The organism is Vibrio chagasii (assembly GCF_002954585.1).
GTDB classification, from domain to species: domain Bacteria; phylum Pseudomonadota; class Gammaproteobacteria; order Enterobacterales; family Vibrionaceae; genus Vibrio; species Vibrio chagasii_A.
In genome coordinates, this window is the sequence record NZ_MSCI01000004.1 from 214928 (window position 1) to 233114 (window position 18187).

The following is an 18187-nucleotide window of genomic DNA, read 5'->3' on the forward strand; positions in this document are numbered from 1 at the left end:
TTTTCAGTTGGTGCCCGATAATAGCGATTGAGTTAAGAGTGACTCAATTTGCTTATAGTAGGCGTTTACGCTGACTCGATGGGGCAATGCCCAGAGACTCACGGTATTTCGCTATCGTACGTCTAGCTACCTGAATTCCTTGGTCAGCCAGTAAAGCAGCTATCTTGCTATCACTGAGAGGCTTAGCGGTATTTTCTGCCGCAACAAGCTTCTTAATGAGTGCTCGAATTGCTGTCGATGAACATTCACCGCCATTGTCAGTACTGACATGGCTCGAGAAAAAGTATTTCAGTTCGAAGATGCCACGAGGCGTATGCATGAACTTTTGAGTCGTCACACGAGAGATCGTGGACTCGTGCATATCAACGGCTAAAGCAACATCGTTGAGTACCATCGGCTTCATCGCTTCTTCGCCATGTTCGAAGAAATCGCGCTGATGTTCAACAATGCATCGCGCAACTTTGAGTAGCGTCTCATTTCGGCTTTCTAAGCTTTTGATTAACCACTTCGCCTCTTGCAAGTTCGAGCGAATGTATTGGTTATCGGCGCTGTTACCTTTACTACCTAAGTCTGCGTACTGCTGATTGACTTTCAGCTTTGGCACACTGTCAGGGTTAATGGTTACTAACCATTTGCCTAGGTCTTTAAATACCGATACATCTGGAACCACATATTCGGTTTCGTCTGGCGTAATCTTGCTGCCTGGTCGTGGGTCCAGTTGTTGAATGAGTTGCAGAACCTCACGTAGCTCTGCTTCTTTCAACTTAGTTTCTTTGATCACCAGTTTGTAATCACGGTTACCGAGTTGGTCGATATGGCTAGTAAGTACTAACTTAGCTTCTTCAAGCCAAGGTGTGTCTTGTGGGAAAGTCGCCAGTTGTAGCAGTAAGCAATCTTGAAGATTTAGTGAACCAACACCCAATGGGTCAAACTGTTGGATTCTTTTGCGCACAGCTTCGATTTCATCAAGCTCTACGTCTTCACTGTCGAAGTTTTCAAGGATGTCTTCACAAGATACGGTGAGATAGCCATAGTCATCGATGGCATCAATCAACGCGAATGCAATGCTTCGGTCTGTTTCTGTAAATGGTGTGAGGTCGAGTTGCCAAAGTAGGTAATCGTGCAGGCTTTGGGTGGTTTCACCTTGATATACAGGCATATCGTCATCAATTGCGATACCAGTGTTACCTGTATTTGCGCTGTAGACATCTTCCCAAGTGGTGTCGATCTCGAGTTCGTTACCAATCTCTGATTTTTCGATTAAGTCTGAGCTGTCAGGTAAGTCTTGCTCTGCGGCTTCAACTGTTTCTTTCTCGTCACTGCTAGGCTTTTCTTCCGATGATGGCGTTTCTTCATTGCCTTCTTCGACATCGAGTAATGGGTTAGATTCAAGTGCTTCTTGGATCTCTTGTTGCAAATCTAAAGTAGACAATTGCAGCAAACGGATCGCTTGCTGCAATTGAGGAGTCATTGCTAACTGTTGGCCTAGCTTAAGTTGTAATGAGGGTTTCATTCAGTGTTACTTACCTAGTTATTATTCTTAGAACTCTCGATACTCTCTATATAATCATAGACGGAATTGTTCGCCTAGATAAACTTGTTTAACTTGTTCGTTATTGAGAACATCTTCAGGAGTACCCTCTGCGATCAGGTGCCCTTGGCTCACGATATAGGCCTTTTCACACACGTCTAATGTTTCACGAACGTTGTGGTCGGTAATCAAAACACCCAAACCGCGATCGCGCAGGTGTTCGATGATTTTCTTGATATCGATAACCGAGATCGGGTCAACACCAGCAAACGGTTCGTCTAGTAAGATGAACTGAGGGTTTGCTGCAAGAGCGCGAGCGATTTCAACACGACGACGTTCACCACCCGATAGGGCCATACCATTACTGTGACGGATATGTTGGATGTGGAACTCTTCTAGAAGGTCTTCTAGCTTGTCCTGACGCTGTTCATTGGTCATCTCATCACGAGTCTGTAAAACCGCCATGATGTTGTTCTCAACAGACAGCTTACGGAAGATTGATGCTTCCTGAGGTAGGTAACCGATACCAAGACGCGAACGGCTATGCATTGGCAAGATACTGATATCTCGGTCGTCAATGCTGATGGTACCTTCGTCACGAGCAACTAAGCCTACAATCATGTAGAAGGATGTCGTTTTACCGGCACCATTAGGACCAAGCAAGCCGACAATTTGGCCTGACTCAACCTGCAGACTTACGTCAGTCACTACTTTACGTTTGCTGTATGTTTTCGCTAGGTTTTGCGCTTTAAGAACGGCCATGGCTACTTATTCACTTCCGTTGGTTGTAAAACCGTTGATACTCGTTTGTTCTCACCACTGTCAGCGACTAGCTTCTGAGAGCCAATCTGGTAAGTGATTTTAGAGCCACGGATGATACTGCCATCTTGAGATAGCATTGCATTCTTGGTCATGATCAGTTTGTCGGCAACAAGCTGGTAATGCAGGTCGTCCGCTTCACCGTAGAGCGTTTTTCCGTCATCAGTCAGCTGAGAGAAGGTCGCCGGTTTACCGAAGCCTTGAATCTCTTCAATTTCACCGTTTACGGCGTTGCGGGTAACAATAACCTTATCTGCATTGATATTGATGCTGCCTTGTTTCAGGTTTACATCACCAATGAAGGTTACTTGGTTACTTTTCATATCCAATTGCTGGCTGTCTGAGTCAATGTAGACAGGTTGCTCGCTATCAGAAGATAGGGCGTAGACATTTGGTGCCGCAAGAGTCAAAGCGAATAAACTAAGGTGTAAGAGTTTCATATCTACCTTGAACAGAATTAAAGAGAGTCGCATTGTTGGTACCGAAGTTACCTTTTATTGCTTGACCCTCATTTTCAAAAAATGTACCGATCATATGGACCGGAGTATCTGAATAAAAATCTCGGCTTTTCAGCTCAACAACCATTTTGTCTGTGGTCATTGTATCGAAGCTTGCCCCTGGCAGTAGATTCTTTGCCACAACGTTGTCATAAAAAGTGACAACTTGATTTTCATCCATAATCGCGCGATCAGCGGTGACTTGCCATTCAATTGTGTGTCCTTCTCGGAAGACCGAAAGAACAGGGTTTTGAAAGTGCGTGTCGCCAACCACTGAGAAGTGTTCTAAATACGTCGATTCAACTTGGTAGCTGCGAATGCCTGACTCATCGTAACTGATGTTGTTTAGGCTGTTGCCGCTAAAAGCAGGTAGCTCCAAATTTGGAGCCACTTGTATCGTCGATGTTTGCTCTTTGTCGAACAAGTAGTAGGTCGACCAAGAGGCAATAAATATTAGTATTAAATAGATAATACGAGTAAAACTCATATGCTTAAACCTTTGTGCACGTCGAGTTCATTTCTTGCTTGTAAAATCAGGTCGCAGACTTCACGAACTGCACCATGACCACCGTTGATGGTTGTCACGTAGTTTGCTCGCTGTGCGAGTAGCGGGTGACCATCTGCCACACAAACCTTTAAGCCAACTTTTTCCATTACCGGCCAGTCGATAAGATCGTCGCCGATATAACCTGTGTTTTCAGGGTTAACTGAAAGCTTATCGCAAATATCCTGGTAAGCCTTAACTTTATCGTCTTGGCCTTGATAAATAAGTTTGATACCGAGAGCCGTCATTCGATTCTCAACAATCTGAGACTTGCGACCTGTGATGATGGCGATTTCAATGCCCGCGTTCATCAGTGATTTGATGCCGTAACCGTCACGAGTGTGAAAGGTTTTCAGCTCTTCACCATTGTTGCCCATGTAGATGCGGCCATCGGAGAACACGCCATCTACATCGCAAATTAGGAGTTTGATGCCTTTTGCTATTGCAAAAACATCTGAGTCAACAGTGCCGTATAGAGTTTCGACTGTCTGTGTCATTACATTACTCCAGCTTTCAATAAATCATGCATGTTTAGAGCACCAACTAGTTTGCCATCTTGGCATAGCATCAAGCCATTGATGCTTTTAGCTTGCATTAAGTTTAAACCCTCTACCGCAAGCATGTTCGGATCGGCAACGGTAGGGTTTAGCGTCATCACATCGCCAATTTGAGTGCTATGAATATCAACGCGCTTATCCAAGATACGGCGTAAATCACCATCGGTAAAAATACCGGCCATTTGACCATCTTGATCAATGATGGCTGTCATACCCAAGCCTTTCTGAGATATCTCTAGTAAAGCGTCTCTTACTAATGCATCCGGAGCGACAACAGGGAGTGTATCGCCAGTGTGCATGATGTCGTCTAGTTTCAATAGTAGTTGACGACCTAAAGCGCCACCTGGGTGAGATAGGGCAAAGTCTTGAGCTGTGAAGCCTCGAGCTTGTAAAAGTGCGACGGCTAATGCATCACCCATCACTAAGGTAGCTGTGGTGCTGGTTGTTGGTGCTAAACCTAGTGGGCACGCTTCTTCCGGCACAGAAATCTGTAAATGGATATCAGACAAGGTCGCCATATTTGATGCAGGCTTGCCTGTCATGCTGATGATCTTGATGTTCAAACGCTTCAATACAGGGAACAGACTCAGAATCTCACCTGACTCACCTGAGTTCGATATTGCAATCACAATATCGCCCGGTTCGATCATGCCTAAGTCGCCATGTGCTGCTTCACCCGGGTGTACAAAGAAAGCTGATGTACCAGTACTTGCTAGCGTTGCTGCGATTTTATTGCCGATATGGCCGGATTTACCCATGCCCATCACAACCACTTTACCCTTGTTGTTTAGGATTAGGTCGCAAGCTTTGCAAAAATCATCATTAAAATATTGGTCCAATTGAGTGAGACCTGCAACTTCAGTTTCCAAAACTTGTTTGGCAACACTGCGATAATCAAATGGCTGAGACATCAAATACTCCAAGTACGGAAAGTTAAGTCAACAATTAAGCCGACATGTTCATTAGCAGGTAGCTTTGGTAAGCCACGAACGTCACGATTAACACGCCACCTTCAATACGATTCACACTACGCGATTTACCTAGCGCCATCACAACAAGCAGCAGAGATACACCTAGCATGACCCAGAAGTCACGACCCATCGCAAATTCGCTCAAGATAGAAGGGTTAAGGATGCCAGGAATACCCATAACAGCCAGAATATTGAATACGTTTGAGCCAATGATGTTACCCACCGCCATATCGTCTTCGCCTTTCATTACACCAGCAAGTGATGCAGCAAGTTCAGGTAGGCTGGTACCAACGGCAATAATGGTTAAACCAATAACAAGGTCGCTCATACCGAAGAACTTAGCGATGATAACGGCATTATCAACCAGCATATCAGCAGCTAAAGGAAGAATGATTAGACCAATTACAACCCACATTGCAGCTTTCGGGTTACTAACACCCTCAGGAATCTCTGATTCTTGTTCATCAAGAAACGCATCGCCGTTCTTTTTCTCACTACGGCTGATTTGCAGCATGGCAAACAAAAACGCACCGAACAGAACAAATAACAATACGCCTTCGTAGAAACCTAAGTGGTTATCCCAAAGCAGTGCGCCAGCTAGTAAAGTGACACCAATCATGAGTGGTAGTTCACGACGAATCACAGCTGAGCTGATTGATAGCGGCTTGATTAGCGCAGTGATACCTAAAATTAGCGCGATGTTGGCGATGTTTGAGCCTAGAACATTACCGACTGCGGTATCTGTTTTGCCATCAAGTGCAGCCGTTGCAGAAACCATCATTTCAGGAGCTGAAGAGCCCATTGCAAGAATCGTCATACCGATAACTAATGGTGAGATACCGAAGTTGCGAGCAAGAGCTGCGGCGCCGTAAACCAGTTTATCTGCACTCCACACCAAAAAAACCAGACCGATAATAAGAAACGCAATCGCTTCAAGCATGATGATTCCTAAAAAGTTAATAAAAAACGGAGAATTAACCGCTAATTTTGACCTGTTGGTAGGTAAAAGGGAAGTCACTCGGCAAATTAATTACCAGTTAGTCACCAAGAAAGAGAGCTGAATGGATAATTTTCTAATGCTTTCAGATCCCTGCATACATTCCTGTTTAATATAAATTAATTGAACAGTGCTTTTAATTCTAAAGTAGACTCATTATTATTGCAGCCTTAATTGGCGTTTTTTAAAGCAAGGAAACTACAAGAGTATGTCGAATACTGAACTTGTAAAAGTTAAGAACCTTAGCTTCTCACGCGGTGATCGCGTTATTTTTGACGACATCAGTTTAGAGGTGCCTCAAGGCAAAATAACCGCAATCATGGGGCCATCGGGGATCGGTAAAACAACTTTACTGCGTTTGATTGGTGGGCAGTTGCCCCCTGATAGTGGTGAAGTTTGGTTTGATGGCGACAACATTCCGACCTTATCTCGTCGAAAGCTTTATCAAGCACGTAAAAAAATGAGCATGCTTTTCCAATCGGGTGCACTTTTTACGGATCTAAATGTGTTTGATAATGTGGCGTTTCCACTACGTGAGCACACTGAACTTAACGAAAAATTCATTCGTACTATCGTGTTACTTAAGCTTGAGGCGGTAGGGTTACGTGGAGCTGCTCAGCTAATGCCAAGTGAGTTGTCTGGCGGAATGGCAAGGCGTGCCGCATTGGCACGTGCTATTGCACTCGATCCCGAACTGATCATGTACGATGAACCCTTTGTGGGGCAAGACCCTATTACAATGGGTGTATTGGTAGAGCTTATTCGTAACCTCAATCAAGCGTTGGGCTTGACGTCTATCGTCGTTTCTCACGATGTTCCTGAGGTGATGAGTATCGCTGATTGGGTTTACTTACTCGCAGATGGCAAAATCATTGCGGCAGGGTCACCGGAAAAGTTGTACAACAATGACGATCCGAGAGTGCAGCAATTTTTGCAAGGTGAGGCGGATGGCCCTGTGCCATTTAGGTTCCCAGCGCAAAGTCTTGAAAAGGATTTGTTTTAATATGATTGCTAAAACTATTGCAGGTGTCGGTAAGCGAACACTTGCGATCTGTGAGTCATTTGGTCGAGCAAGCTTGATGTTATTCGGGGCTTTGTTTGGCATCCCGCGACTAAAAAACTTCCCTTTATTGGTAAAACAACTTTATAGCGTCGGCGTTCAGTCATTGGCTATTATTTTAGTTTCGGGCTTATTCATTGGCATGGTGTTGAGCCTACAAGGTTATGTTGTGCTAATTGATTATGGCGCTGAGGGCAACCTTGGCCAAATGGTCGCGCTTTCATTGTTACGTGAACTTGGCCCTGTGGTCACCGCATTGCTGTTTGCAGGTCGCGCTGGTTCAGCGCTGACGGCAGAAATCGGTTTGATGAAAGCAACGGAGCAGATATCCAGTTTAGAAATGATGGCGGTAGACCCTCTAAAGCGCATTATCGCACCACGCTTGTGGGCTGGACTTATCTCTATGCCTCTACTGGCGATGATCTTTATGGCTGTCGGAATTTGGGGCGGCCAGTTAGTCGGTGTTGATTGGAAAGGCATTGATCACGGCAGCTTTTGGTCTGCGATGCAGTCTTCTGTTGAGCTAGGTCGAGATATTGGTAACAGCATGATCAAATGCATGGTCTTTGCTATCACCGTAACTTGGATTGCTCTTTTCAATGGTTATGATGCGGTACCGACCTCAGAAGGTATTAGTCAAGCAACCACACGTACAGTAGTACACTCTTCTCTAGCGGTATTAGGGCTAGATTTTGTTCTTACCGCATTGATGTTTGGGAATTAATCATGCAACAAACTCGAAAGTTAGAATTATGGGTCGGCACATTTGTTATAGCCGGAATTTGCGCAATCTTAATCATGATCTTTCAAGTCGCTGACGTAAAAGGGCTGGGTTCAAACCATACTTACAATCTAAAAGCGACTTTTGACAACATTGGTAGCCTAAAAGTTCGTTCTCCAGTGAAGGTTGGTGGCGTGGTTGTTGGTCGTGTTAAAAGCATTGAACTTGATACCGAGAGCTACCTGCCTGTGGTTGAAATATCTATTGATGCAAAGTACTCACATTTTCCTGATACCTCTAGTGCTAAAATCTTAACGTCAGGCTTAATCGGTGAGCAGTACATCAGTTTAGTTCCCGGCTTCATTTTTGACGATGAAGAGATGTTGGTTGATGGTGATTCGATTGAAGACACTAAATCTGCATTGGTACTCGAAGACTTGATTGGCCAAGTGCTGTATAGCGTTGGTGGATCTGATGACAATAAAGCCGAGGAATAAGACGATGTTAAAAATGATGAGTCACTTGAAAATAGGGTTTGTCGCTGTAATGGCTTTGTTGATTTCTACTCAAGCTTTTGCTGATGCGACTATTGATAAAACGCAGCCTTACCAAATGATGACACAAGTTAGTGAGATAGCATTTGAGCGTTTGAAGAGCGAGCAAGACAATATCCACAAAGATCCAGAATTACTCAAGGTGATCGTGGAAGAAGAGTTGATGCCTTATGTGAATGCTCAATATGCAGCACTTAAGTTGCTGGGGCCAAACTTGAAAGGCGCGGATAGAAAAGATGTGCGTGTATTTATCGATGCATTTCGTAAATACCTAGTCTCTTCATACGCACAAGTGTTAACTCAATACACGGACCAAACCATCGAATTTGGCCCGGAACCAAAAATCAAAGCCGACAGCCGTATCACCAGTATCAAGGTTGATATCATTGATACGCCAAGACCTAACATCAAAATTGAATTCAAACTCCGTAAAGACAAAAAGTCTGGCGAGTGGAAAGCATTTGATATGGTTGCGGAAGGGATTAGCTTACTGTCGAGCAAGCAATCAGAGTGGAATACTAAGATTCGTCAAGACGGTATCTTAGCGGTTGCGGGCGAGCTAGAGAAACTGGCTGCACAGCCTATTCGCTTTGAGAGTAATAAATAATGAGCCAATCTCAATGGCAAGCGCTAAGCTCTAAAGAGTATCAGCTTCTCGGAGATATCGACCGAGACAGCGTTCCTGCAATCTGGTGTATATTGGAAAAGTGGCAAACAACGGAATCGATCGTTGAAATTGACCTTAGCCATATAGATCGAGTCGATTCAGCAGGAATGGTTATGCTAATTCACTTATTAGAGCATGCAAAAAATCAAAACTGTCATATAATGCTCAGTTTCGTGCCAGAACAATTACGAACGTTGTTCCAATTGAGCAATATCCAGCCAATGATGGCAGAACACATAAAAAATTAGGCAGGAGCTATTTGTGGACAGCACAAAAGTACAAGAATTATTAGCAGAGGCACTGAACCTTCAAGAGATTATCGTGAAAGGTGAAGGCAGTCATTACGAAGTTGTTGCGGTAGATCCATGTTTTGACGGCATGAATCGAGTTAAGAAGCAGCAACTCATCTACGGCCCACTAATGGAATACATTCAACGCAATGACATCCATGCTCTTTCTATCAAGGCATTTACGCCGGAAGAGTGGGAACGTGATAAGAAACTGATGTCACTTTAAGGTTTATGATGGAAAAGTTTCGAGTTATTGGATCAGACAAGCCGCTAAGCGGTGAAGTGACGATCTCTGGCGCAAAAAACGCAGCGCTACCAATCCTATTTGCTTCAATTCTTGCTGAAGAGCCAGTAGAAGTAAGTAACGTTCCTCACCTACGTGACATCGATACTACGATGGAACTGCTAAAGCGTTTAGGTGCGAAAGTATCACGTAATGGTAGCGTTCACGTTGATGGCAGCGAAATTAATGAATTTTGTGCGCCTTACGATTTAGTAAAAACAATGCGTGCTTCTATCTGGGCTTTGGGTCCTCTAGTTGCTCGTTTTGGTGAAGGCCAAGTGTCACTTCCTGGCGGTTGTGCAATTGGTGCTCGCCCTGTTGATCTGCATATCCATGGCCTAGAGCAACTAGGTGCAACTATTACATTGGAAGATGGTTATGTGAAAGCAAGTGTTGATGGCCGTCTGAAAGGCGCGCACATCGTGATGGATAAAGTAAGCGTAGGCGCTACGATCACTATCATGTGTGCAGCAACACTCGCAGAAGGTAAAACCGTATTAGATAACTCAGCGCGTGAGCCTGAAATTGTTGATACGGCTGATTTCCTTAACAAACTGGGTGCGAAGATTTCTGGCGCAGGTACAGACACAATTACTATCGAAGGCGTTGAGCGTCTGGGTGGTGGTCAACACTCTGTGGTTGCAGACCGCATTGAAACGGGTACTTTCCTTGTTGCAGCAGCGGTTTCAGGCGGTAAAGTCGTTTGTCGTAACACTAACGCTCATCTTCTTGAAGCTGCCCTAGCGAAGCTTGAAGAAGCGGGTGCGAAGGTTGAAACGGGCGAAGACTGGATCAGCCTTGATATGACAGGTCGTGAGCTTAAAGCGGTGAAAATCGTAACGGCACCTCACCCTGGCTTCCCAACCGACATGCAAGCTCAGTTTACTCTGCTTAACATGATGGCGAAGGGCAGTGGTGTGATCACTGAAACTATCTTCGAAAACCGTTTCATGCATATTCCTGAACTTCAGCGAATGGGTGCAAAAGCGGAGATTGAAGGTAATACAGCTATCTGTGGTGAAACCGAACAGTTGAGCGGTGCTCAAGTAATGGCAACGGATCTTCGTGCATCTGCGAGCCTTGTTATTGCTGGTTGTATCGCACAAGGCGAAACCATCGTTGATCGTATCTATCACATCGATCGTGGCTACGATAAGATTGAAGATAAGCTTTCAGCGCTAGGCGCAAACATTACCCGATTTCGTGACTCAAACTAACTTAGGTTAGTAAATTCATGAATCAGTAGCATGAAAACACAAAAGTCGGAACCTTGGTTTCGGCTTTTTTATATTTGAATTTACCGCAAATGCATCTTCTTGCTTATTATAAAGTAAATAGGTGGGTGAGCTTTGCGGTTGTGAGGAACAAAATGATAGCAATATTACGTATTTTCGCATTGGCAATATTTGCGATTCTTATGTTTGTATTCGGCTGTGGCTACTGTCTACTTAGCCCACGTAACCCGAAGCACGTATTTACCTTTGGTCGTTACTTCGGTCGTATGTCGAAAGTGTTTGGTATCAAGCTAGAGCTACGTATCCCTGAAGATGCTTACTCTCGTGGCCAACATGTTTATGTTGCGAACCATCAGAATAACTGGGACCTGTTCACGGTATCATCGGCTGTGACACCTAAAGTGGTAACGGTTGGTAAGAAAAGCCTAGCGTGGATGCCTCTGTTTGGTCAGCTTTACTGGTTGACGGGTAATATCCTAATTGACCGTGCAAATCGCAGTAAAGCGGTTGGTACGATCGATCAAGTAGTCGATAACCTGAAAGACAGTGATGTTTCGGTATGGATGTTCCCTGAAGGAACACGTTCACGTGGCCGTGGCCTGTTGCCATTTAAAACCGGTGCTTTCCATGCTGCTATTGGTGCTGGCTTACCAATTATCCCTATCGTATGTAGTTCTACAGGTGGCGTTAAGCTAAACCGTTGGAATAATGGCCACGTGATTGTGGAAATGCTAGACCCAATTAATACTGAAGGCTACGACAAGTCGAACGTTCGTGAACTAGCAAACCTAACTCGTGGACAGATGGCGGCTAAGTTGGAAGAGCTAGACAAAGAAGTGATTGAGCTTAATAAGAAGTAGCTTAAACGCAGAAAACGAATAATAAAAAAGGTTGCCCAGTTGGCAACCTTTTTTGTATCTCATCAGTGCTTACTTCAGCACTAAGCCACTGACTAAATAGAGTGAAGCCTATTTGCGAACTGCAATAGCTTCGATCTCGATACCAACATCTTTTGGTAGACGAGCTACTTCAACACATGAACGTGCAGGGTAGTTTGCAACGCCGTGCTCATCAAAGAATTTACCGTAAACTTCGTTTACTGTGCCGAAGTCGTTTAGGTCTTTAACGAATACAGTTAGCTTAACGATGTCTTTTACAGTCAGGCCAGAAGCTTCTACAACCGCTTTAACGTTGTCTAGAGATTGGCGTGCTTGCTCTGCGATATCAGCAGATACTTCACCAGTTGCTGGGTTTACTGGGATTTGACCAGAAGTCAGTACCATGTTGCCAAGGTCAACGCCTTGTACGTATGGGCCGATTGCAGCTGGAGCAGATTCTGTGTGAAGTACTTTTGTCATTGGTTTATTCCATCAGTTATTAGATAAAAATCGTTTTTCAGTGTGCCTACAAACCGCAGCTAGGTAAAGCGCAAAATACCCCGCACAGGCGAGGTATTTCATAGTTTTTACATTTATTGCGTGCTACGCGAAAGCTTATCTTTCGGTCACGATCTCGCGAGAGAAGACTTTTTCGCAGTACTTACATTTCAGGCGAATGTCTTCATTCTTTTCAAAGATCTTAAAGCTGCTCTCAACTGGCTCGTTGTGAGTGATACAGTTGGTGTTTGGACACTCAAACACATCGTTGATTTGCTCAGGCAGTTCAAGCGCTAGCTTCTTAACCACTTCGTAATCTTCAATTTGGTTTACCGTCGCATGAGGTGCGTAAAGTGCTAACTTGTTTGCTTGCTCTTCGGTAATAAACACATTCTCAATTTTTAGTAAGTCTTTGCCACCAAGTGCTGAAGAAGGCAGATTTAAACCAATAGTGACACGCTGATGAGAGTTGTGCATATCAAACAGTTTTAGCACCTTGATCCCGATGTTTGCTGGGATATGGTCGATAACGGTACCGTTCTTGATTGCTTCAACTTTTAATTGAGTCTCTTTAGACATGATATCTCTCCTCTACAGCGTTTCGTTAAGAACAAGGGCTAGTAATGCTTCACGTGCGTAAACACCATTTTCAGCTTGCTGGAAGTAGTAAGCGTAAGGTGTTTTGTCGACATCTACAGTGATTTCATCAACGCGAGGAAGTGGGTGCAGTACCTTCAAGTTGTCACGTGCATTTTCTAATAGTGCAGCCGTTAGGATGTAGGCTGACTTGATGTGAGCGTATTCAGACTCATCAAAGCGTTCTTTCTGTACGCGAGTCATGTATAGAACATCCAGCTCAGGAATCACATCTTCCATGTCGGTCAGTAGTTGGTACTTGATGCCAGCTTCGTCAAGCTCTTCACAGATGTAATCAGGCATAGCCAAGGCTTCTGGCGCTACAAAGTAGAAACAGATGTTATCGAACTTAGCCAGTGCTTGAGTGAGAGAGTGAACCGTACGGCCGTATTTAAGGTCACCAACGAACGCGACATTAAGGTTGTCTAGGCGGCCTTGTGTTTCCGCGATAGAGAAAAGGTCAAGCAGGGTCTGTGTTGGGTGTTGGTTAGCACCATCACCAGCGTTGATTACTGGGACACCATTAGAGAACTCAGACGCTAGGCGAGCTGCACCTTCTTGAGGGTGACGCATTACATAAGCATCAACGTATGAAGAGATAACCTGTACTGAGTCTGCCAGCGTTTCGCCCTTTTTCGCTAGTGAGGTGTTACCGCCGCTGTCGAAACCAATCACATCACCACCGATGCGTTGAATCGCAGTTTCAAAAGAGAGACGAGTTCGCGTTGAAGGTTCGAAGAAGCAGCTAGCCACAACTTTGTTCTTGATAAGTTCTGGGTTTGGTTCTGCTTTAAGCTGACCAGCCGTTTGAACAATTAATTCTAGCTCTTCACGAGAAAGCTCTGGAATTGAGATGATGTGCTTTTGATAGAGCGAATTCGCCATGATCTTCTTCCCCACAATAATGTATTGGCCACAAAAAAGCCCCCCATAATGGGAGGCTTTAAAAAAGTGCTGAAAAGCAGAATAGACCGCCTGGCAAGCATGCTAGCTTACGAGCAATATTAGGTGTTTTCACAATCTTATTATGTGTGATCACAATATTGGTTGGCGTCATTTTCACTACTCTCAGACAAATTGCCGAGAATTATACGCTTTCAATTTGTGAGCGCAAGCGATTACATCAAGCTTTTGTTTACTTTCACTATTCTCAATTAACCGAGTGTTGCGACCATAATGGCTTTGATGGTGTGCATGCGATTTTCCGCTTCATCAAACACAATAGAGTAGTCAGATTCAAACACTTCATCCGTCACTTCCAAACCGTTCATGCCATATTTATCAGCCACTTGCTGGCCGATGACGGTCTCATTATTGTGGAAAGCGGGTAAGCAGTGCATGAATTTCACTTGCGGGTTGCCCGTCAACTTAATCACATCCATATTCACTTGATATGGTTTCATCACTGCCACACGTTCATCCCAAGCTTCTGGCGCTTCGCCCATCGATACCCAAACATCGGTGTAGAGGAAGTCACAGCCTTTTACGCCTTCAGCAACGTCTTCAGTCAGCGTGATTTTAGCGCCGGTACTTTGCGCGATAGCTTGGCACTCTTCGACAAGTTGTTCTTCTGGCCAGAAGGCTTTTGGCGCGACAAGACGAATATCCATGCCCATCTTGGCTGCTCCTACTAATAGAGAGTTACCCATATTGTTACGAGCATCACCCAGATAAGCAAAGCTGATTTGATGCAGCTGTTTACCGCGACCATGTTCGATCATGGTCAGGAAGTCAGCCAAGATCTGAGTTGGGTGAAATTCATCAGTAAGGCCATTCCACACTGGAACACCAGCATAAGTGCCAAGGTCTTCGACGATGCTCTGACCAAAGCCACGGTACTCGATGCCATCGTACATACGGCCTAATACGCGTGCAGTATCTTTCATTGATTCTTTTTGACCGATCTGAGAGCCCGAAGGGCCCAAGTAAGACACTTGAGCACCTTGATCAAAAGCGGCGACTTCAAACGCACATCGAGTTCGTGTTGATGCCTTTTCAAAGATCAAAGCGATGTTTTTACCAGTAAGCTTCTTCTGCTCAGTACCTGCATACTTAGCTTTTTTTAGGTCAGCTGACAGGTCGAGTAAAAACTGAATCTCTTTAGGAGTAAAGTCGAGTAGTTTTAGAAAGTTACGATTGCGAAGATTAAAGGCCATCTTTCGCTCCTTGCGTATATAGAATCAATGAAGAACTTAGTTAAACATAAAAATGCTATATTTGTGAATATTTATTTTGTTTATTTCATAAAAAAAGGCCAGTGCAATAGTACTGGCCTAGTTGAGTGATTGTATTTTTACTCTATTGAGCTATCCGCTTAGATACCGTCTCTTTCGATAGGGCAGCTCATACAACGAGCGCCACCACGGCCACGCCCCAGTTCATTGCCAGGAATCGTCAGAACTTCGATACCTGCTTTGTCGTACTTCTCGTTAGTGTAAACATTACGCTCGTAACTGATAACCGTACCTGGTTTCACTGTTAGTACGTTGTTGGCGTCATTCCACTGCTCACGTTCAGCCTCGTAGTTGTCACCACCTGTGGTGATGATCTTAAGCTGATCAAGGCCAAGCGCACCTTCAATCGCTGATAGGTAGTTTTCCGCTTTCTCTACGCGCATTTCACCATTCTCTTTTGGTGTTAGGCGCCAGGTGTCTAAATCTTTACGAACGATTTCTGGGTACACAGAGAAGGTATCGATATCCATGTGTGTCATCACCGTATCAAGATGCATACATGAACGGTGCTTCGGTAGATCTATAGCGATCACTTCTGTAGCCTGCCCTGACTTAAATAGGCTCGCCGCTAAGTTCTCAACACCTTGTGGCTTGGTTCGCTCAGAAATACCGATAAGTACTGCGCCTTTACCAATAACCAGGACATCGCCGCCTTCAATGTTGGCGTTGTCGTAATGAAGGTCCTCATCGCCAAAGTACTTAATGAAGTCTTGTCCTGCAAACACTGGGTGCCAGCGATAGATAGCACGCAGATGGTTTGTCTCACGTTGACGTGCTGGCTTCATCATTGGGTTTAGCGATACACCGCCATAAACCCAACACGAAGTATCACGTGTAAATAAGTGGTTCGGAAGTGGCTCGATAACGAAATCTAGTGGGCGATGCATTTTAGGAAGCATCGATGATGATTTGATAGGAAGCTCCGAATACGCCAAGCCACCTAGTAAGATTGTTGCTAGATGCTCATTATCCATTTGAGCAAGATAGTTTCTTAGGTCACGGGCAAAAGTAGGCCCATAACGGAAATCTGAGATTTGAGTGTTTAGCAGCCATTCGCGAGCTTGAGGTACGGCAAGCGTCTCTACCAATAAATCGTGCAGTAGCAGTACTTCTACGTCTTGCTTACGTAGTGTCTCTGCAAAGGCATCGTGTTCTTCACCAGCAGCTTCAACAGCCAACACATCATCAAACAGAAGGTCATGACAGTTAGAAGGGGTGAGGTGGGTGAGTGCTCTTTCAGGTCGATTTAGGAGAACTCGTCTTAATTGACCGACTTCGGAGCCAACGTACAGCTTACTCATTTTGCATCCTTACTTTTAATCCAGCGTCTATTTATGACAAGCTTGATCGTAATATGCAAGTTTTAGAGTGCGTGTAAAAGTGAAGTATTTTTGAAATTATCCGAACTAAAAACCATTTTTAAATAGAAAATAGGTGTTAAATTCTAATTGAATGCGTGTGGCATGGAACAACATTTTTGCGGATCTATGCTCTATCTGCAGCCTGCCTGAAATCTATTTTGCTTATTATTAATGATTTTTTATTCACTATTATGAACTTTTTGAAAGCAACTTGAGGTTTTATGCATCTCAAAACCAGTTCAGCATATGCATTCACCATGACTAAGCACGCAATTTCTATTTAATATGCTCAAAAGTGATAATAGAGACGAAATGCTGAAATAGTCGTCAGTTAATAAAATGTTGAAAATTTGTTTCTGTGATTTTGATTTCACTTTTGAATTGATATCACCTCCGCTATCTAGCGATAAACTTATCTTTCTAGGCTTGATCTGGGTGGCTTTTCTGGACGATCCGTGCCATATTTCGTGGCAATCAAATTTGATCTTTTCATAGTCAACACTCTGGAGCAGACACATGTCTCACGAAGATGAATATCTATCAGTAGCGGAATTAATTGAATTTCAAAAGGAAGAGACTCGCGACATCATTGAAGCATTAATTGAAGATGGTAGCGATCCTGAAGCTCTATACGATATCGAGCATCACCTATTTGCTGAAGATTTTGAAGTGCTTGAGAAAGCCGTTGTTGAAGCATTCAAAATGGGTTTTGAAGTACTTGAAGCTGAAGAGACAGAAGACGAAGATGGCAACAAGCTACTTTGTTGTGATGCGACTATGCAGTCAGCTCTAGATGCAGAAGCGATCGATGCGCAAGTTGAGAAGCTTGTGAACCTTGCAGAGAAATTCGACATTATCTATGACGGTTGGGGCACTTACTACGAAGGTGAAGATGCTATCTACCCTGAAGAAGATGATGAAGGCGAAGAGTAATTTCTTCCCAGTTTGAAAAGTGCCAGCCTTGAGCTGGCATTTTTTTATCCTCAGAAAAATAAATGTCTTTAAATGCATTCATTCATTATAATGCGGTCAAAATTGATCTAGCTCAAGGAATGATATGCGGTTGCTTCTCGATGGTCTTTGGCAAATTTCGCCATTGACGGATCTTTCTATTCCACAAGATGACATTACCTTTCCGGCTCCGTTGAGTTCAAAGCTCCCTGATACCTTGAGTGAAGAGCAAATCGCAGAGCAAGAGTGGCATTTAATGCACGACATTGAAGTCGATGATGCGATGCTGGCTTGCCCCTTTGTTGAACTAGTCGTTGCGGGTGTTGATTACTTTGCTGAAGTAAGACTCAATGGTGTGGCAGTCTTTGATTGTGATGGCAGTCAAGAAGAGTATCGTAAAGACATTCGCCCTTACATGCAGCCAGGTCGAAATCGCTTTGAGATCCTGTTTCTTGAAGAAGAGGAAGGGTTGTTGCTCGAAGAAGATATGGATGAGCCATTATCTTCGCTAACCATTGCCAAATTAGACTCTCGAATGGGTATTTGGCAAGCTCCTTATCTGCAGTTTGTTCGCAATGTGAAGCTCGACCAAGTTGTCACTGAGCAGATCTGGCACCACGGCGGTGGTTGTGAGTTTAAAGTGGATGTGATCTACCAGACGCTTAAAGCAGGGTTGGTATCGGCATCAATTAAGTTCGATGGTATGACACTGGTGATGCCGATAGATGTACGCGCAGAACACACTGGCGTAGTATTCCAAGTTGAAGCACCGATTGTTTTTAATGTTGATAAGCCCAACCCTAAGCATTTATATCAATTAGAGGTTGAGCTCGATGGGCAAAAAGAGAGCTCTTTTGTTGCTCTTAATCCTGCATCTTGTGTGAGTAATTTTTTACGCTAGAA

The 18187-nt window shown here is 44.1% G+C and carries 22 protein-coding genes; 10 read left to right on the forward strand and 12 right to left on the reverse strand.

The window, feature by feature from the left end; genetic code table 11:
* Positions 1-52: 52 nt before the first annotated feature.
* The 7 genes from BTO10_RS22575 to BTO10_RS22605 are packed head-to-tail and all read right to left on the reverse strand — an operon-like array spanning position 53 to position 5859.
* Positions 53-1513, reverse strand: coding sequence for an RNA polymerase factor sigma-54 (locus BTO10_RS22575; RefSeq protein WP_105025877.1), 1461 nt, complete (start codon positions 1511-1513; stop codon positions 53-55).
* 54 nt (positions 1514-1567) lie between these two features.
* Positions 1568-2293 (reverse strand): LPS export ABC transporter ATP-binding protein, encoded by a 726-nt coding sequence (gene lptB / locus BTO10_RS22580; protein WP_004738702.1) that lies wholly within the window; start codon positions 2291-2293, stop codon positions 1568-1570.
* Positions 2294-2295: 2 nt separating this feature from the next.
* Positions 2296-2790, reverse strand: coding sequence for a lipopolysaccharide transport periplasmic protein LptA (lptA, locus tag BTO10_RS22585; RefSeq protein ID WP_004738701.1), 495 nt, complete (start codon positions 2788-2790; stop codon positions 2296-2298).
* The gene (gene lptC / locus BTO10_RS22590; protein WP_004738700.1) at positions 2771-3334 is read right to left on the reverse strand and encodes an LPS export ABC transporter periplasmic protein LptC; all 564 of its coding nucleotides are present in this window, start codon (positions 3332-3334) and stop codon (positions 2771-2773) included. Before lptC ends, lptA begins: the two co-directional genes overlap by 20 nt.
* Complete coding sequence (gene kdsC / locus BTO10_RS22595; RefSeq protein WP_004738699.1) at positions 3331-3888, reverse strand: 3-deoxy-manno-octulosonate-8-phosphatase KdsC; 558 nt, start codon at positions 3886-3888, stop codon at positions 3331-3333. The genes lptC and kdsC overlap by 4 nt, the downstream gene beginning before the upstream one ends.
* Entirely contained in the window at positions 3888-4859 is a 972-nt protein-coding gene (gene kdsD, locus BTO10_RS22600) for an arabinose-5-phosphate isomerase KdsD (RefSeq protein WP_105025878.1), read from the reverse strand. The genes kdsC and kdsD overlap by 1 nt, the downstream gene beginning before the upstream one ends.
* A 34-nt stretch (positions 4860-4893) precedes the next feature.
* Positions 4894-5859, reverse strand: a complete 966-nt coding sequence (locus tag BTO10_RS22605; protein ID WP_004738697.1) for a calcium/sodium antiporter — start codon at positions 5857-5859, stop codon at positions 4894-4896.
* Positions 5860-6124: 265 nt separating this feature from the next.
* Here BTO10_RS22605 and mlaF point away from each other — a divergent pair, with 265 nt between their 5' ends.
* The 8 genes from mlaF (at position 6125) to BTO10_RS22645 (ending at position 11586) form a co-directional block, all read left to right on the forward strand.
* Positions 6125-6919 carry a phospholipid ABC transporter ATP-binding protein MlaF gene (mlaF, locus tag BTO10_RS22610; protein ID WP_004738694.1) on the forward strand — a complete coding sequence of 265 codons (795 nt, stop codon included), beginning with the start codon at positions 6125-6127 and terminating at the stop codon, positions 6917-6919.
* Position 6920: 1 nt separating this feature from the next.
* Entirely contained in the window at positions 6921-7700 is a 780-nt protein-coding gene (gene mlaE / locus BTO10_RS22615) for a lipid asymmetry maintenance ABC transporter permease subunit MlaE (RefSeq protein ID WP_008220420.1), read from the forward strand.
* A 2-nt stretch (positions 7701-7702) separates the two neighbouring features.
* On the forward strand, positions 7703-8194 hold the full coding sequence (gene mlaD / locus BTO10_RS22620) for an outer membrane lipid asymmetry maintenance protein MlaD (protein WP_004738690.1): 492 nt from the start codon (positions 7703-7705) through the stop codon (positions 8192-8194).
* A gap of 49 nt (positions 8195-8243) precedes the next feature.
* Positions 8244-8858 (forward strand): ABC transporter substrate-binding protein, encoded by a 615-nt coding sequence (locus BTO10_RS22625; RefSeq protein ID WP_374955532.1) that lies wholly within the window; start codon positions 8244-8246, stop codon positions 8856-8858.
* Positions 8858-9166, forward strand: coding sequence for an STAS domain-containing protein (locus BTO10_RS22630; protein WP_105025879.1), 309 nt, complete (start codon positions 8858-8860; stop codon positions 9164-9166). The genes BTO10_RS22625 and BTO10_RS22630 overlap by 1 nt, the downstream gene beginning before the upstream one ends.
* 13 nt (positions 9167-9179) lie before the next feature.
* Entirely contained in the window at positions 9180-9434 is a 255-nt protein-coding gene (gene ibaG, locus BTO10_RS22635) for a BolA family iron metabolism protein IbaG (protein WP_004738686.1), read from the forward strand.
* Positions 9435-9442: 8 nt separating this feature from the next.
* Positions 9443-10708 carry a UDP-N-acetylglucosamine 1-carboxyvinyltransferase gene (murA, locus tag BTO10_RS22640; RefSeq protein ID WP_008220410.1) on the forward strand — a complete coding sequence of 422 codons (1266 nt, stop codon included), beginning with the start codon at positions 9443-9445 and terminating at the stop codon, positions 10706-10708.
* A gap of 152 nt (positions 10709-10860) precedes the next feature.
* On the forward strand, positions 10861-11586 hold the full coding sequence (locus tag BTO10_RS22645) for a 1-acylglycerol-3-phosphate O-acyltransferase (RefSeq protein WP_004738683.1): 726 nt from the start codon (positions 10861-10863) through the stop codon (positions 11584-11586).
* A 108-nt stretch (positions 11587-11694) separates the two neighbouring features.
* Here the strand turns inward: BTO10_RS22645 and BTO10_RS22650 are convergent, their stop codons facing one another.
* The 5 genes from BTO10_RS22650 to arcA all read right to left on the reverse strand — a co-directional run bounded on the left by BTO10_RS22650 (position 11695) and on the right by arcA (position 16273).
* Positions 11695-12084, reverse strand: coding sequence for a RidA family protein (locus tag BTO10_RS22650; protein ID WP_004738682.1), 390 nt, complete (start codon positions 12082-12084; stop codon positions 11695-11697).
* A 135-nt stretch (positions 12085-12219) separates the two neighbouring features.
* Positions 12220-12681: an aspartate carbamoyltransferase regulatory subunit gene (gene pyrI / locus BTO10_RS22655; protein WP_004738681.1), complete on the reverse strand. Its 462-nt coding sequence runs from the start codon at positions 12679-12681 to the stop codon at positions 12220-12222.
* 12 nt (positions 12682-12693) lie between these two features.
* Positions 12694-13623 carry an aspartate carbamoyltransferase gene (gene pyrB / locus BTO10_RS22660; RefSeq protein WP_004738679.1) on the reverse strand — a complete coding sequence of 310 codons (930 nt, stop codon included), beginning with the start codon at positions 13621-13623 and terminating at the stop codon, positions 12694-12696.
* A gap of 269 nt (positions 13624-13892) precedes the next feature.
* A complete protein-coding gene (locus BTO10_RS22665; protein ID WP_105025880.1) occupies positions 13893-14894 on the reverse strand; it encodes an ornithine carbamoyltransferase in 1002 nt (333 codons plus the stop codon).
* A gap of 158 nt (positions 14895-15052) precedes the next feature.
* Complete coding sequence (arcA, locus tag BTO10_RS22670; protein ID WP_105025881.1) at positions 15053-16273, reverse strand: arginine deiminase; 1221 nt, start codon at positions 16271-16273, stop codon at positions 15053-15055.
* A 576-nt stretch (positions 16274-16849) separates the two neighbouring features.
* On the opposite strand from arcA, the gene rraB reads away from it, so the two are divergent.
* Both rraB and BTO10_RS22680 read left to right on the forward strand, forming a co-directional pair.
* The gene (gene rraB / locus BTO10_RS22675; RefSeq protein WP_004738675.1) at positions 16850-17266 is read left to right on the forward strand and encodes a ribonuclease E inhibitor RraB; all 417 of its coding nucleotides are present in this window, start codon (positions 16850-16852) and stop codon (positions 17264-17266) included.
* Positions 17267-17390: 124 nt separating this feature from the next.
* A complete protein-coding gene (locus BTO10_RS22680) occupies positions 17391-18185 on the forward strand; it encodes a glycosyl hydrolase 2 galactose-binding domain-containing protein (RefSeq protein WP_004738674.1) in 795 nt (264 codons plus the stop codon).
* The last annotated feature ends 2 nt before the right edge of the window (positions 18186-18187 follow it).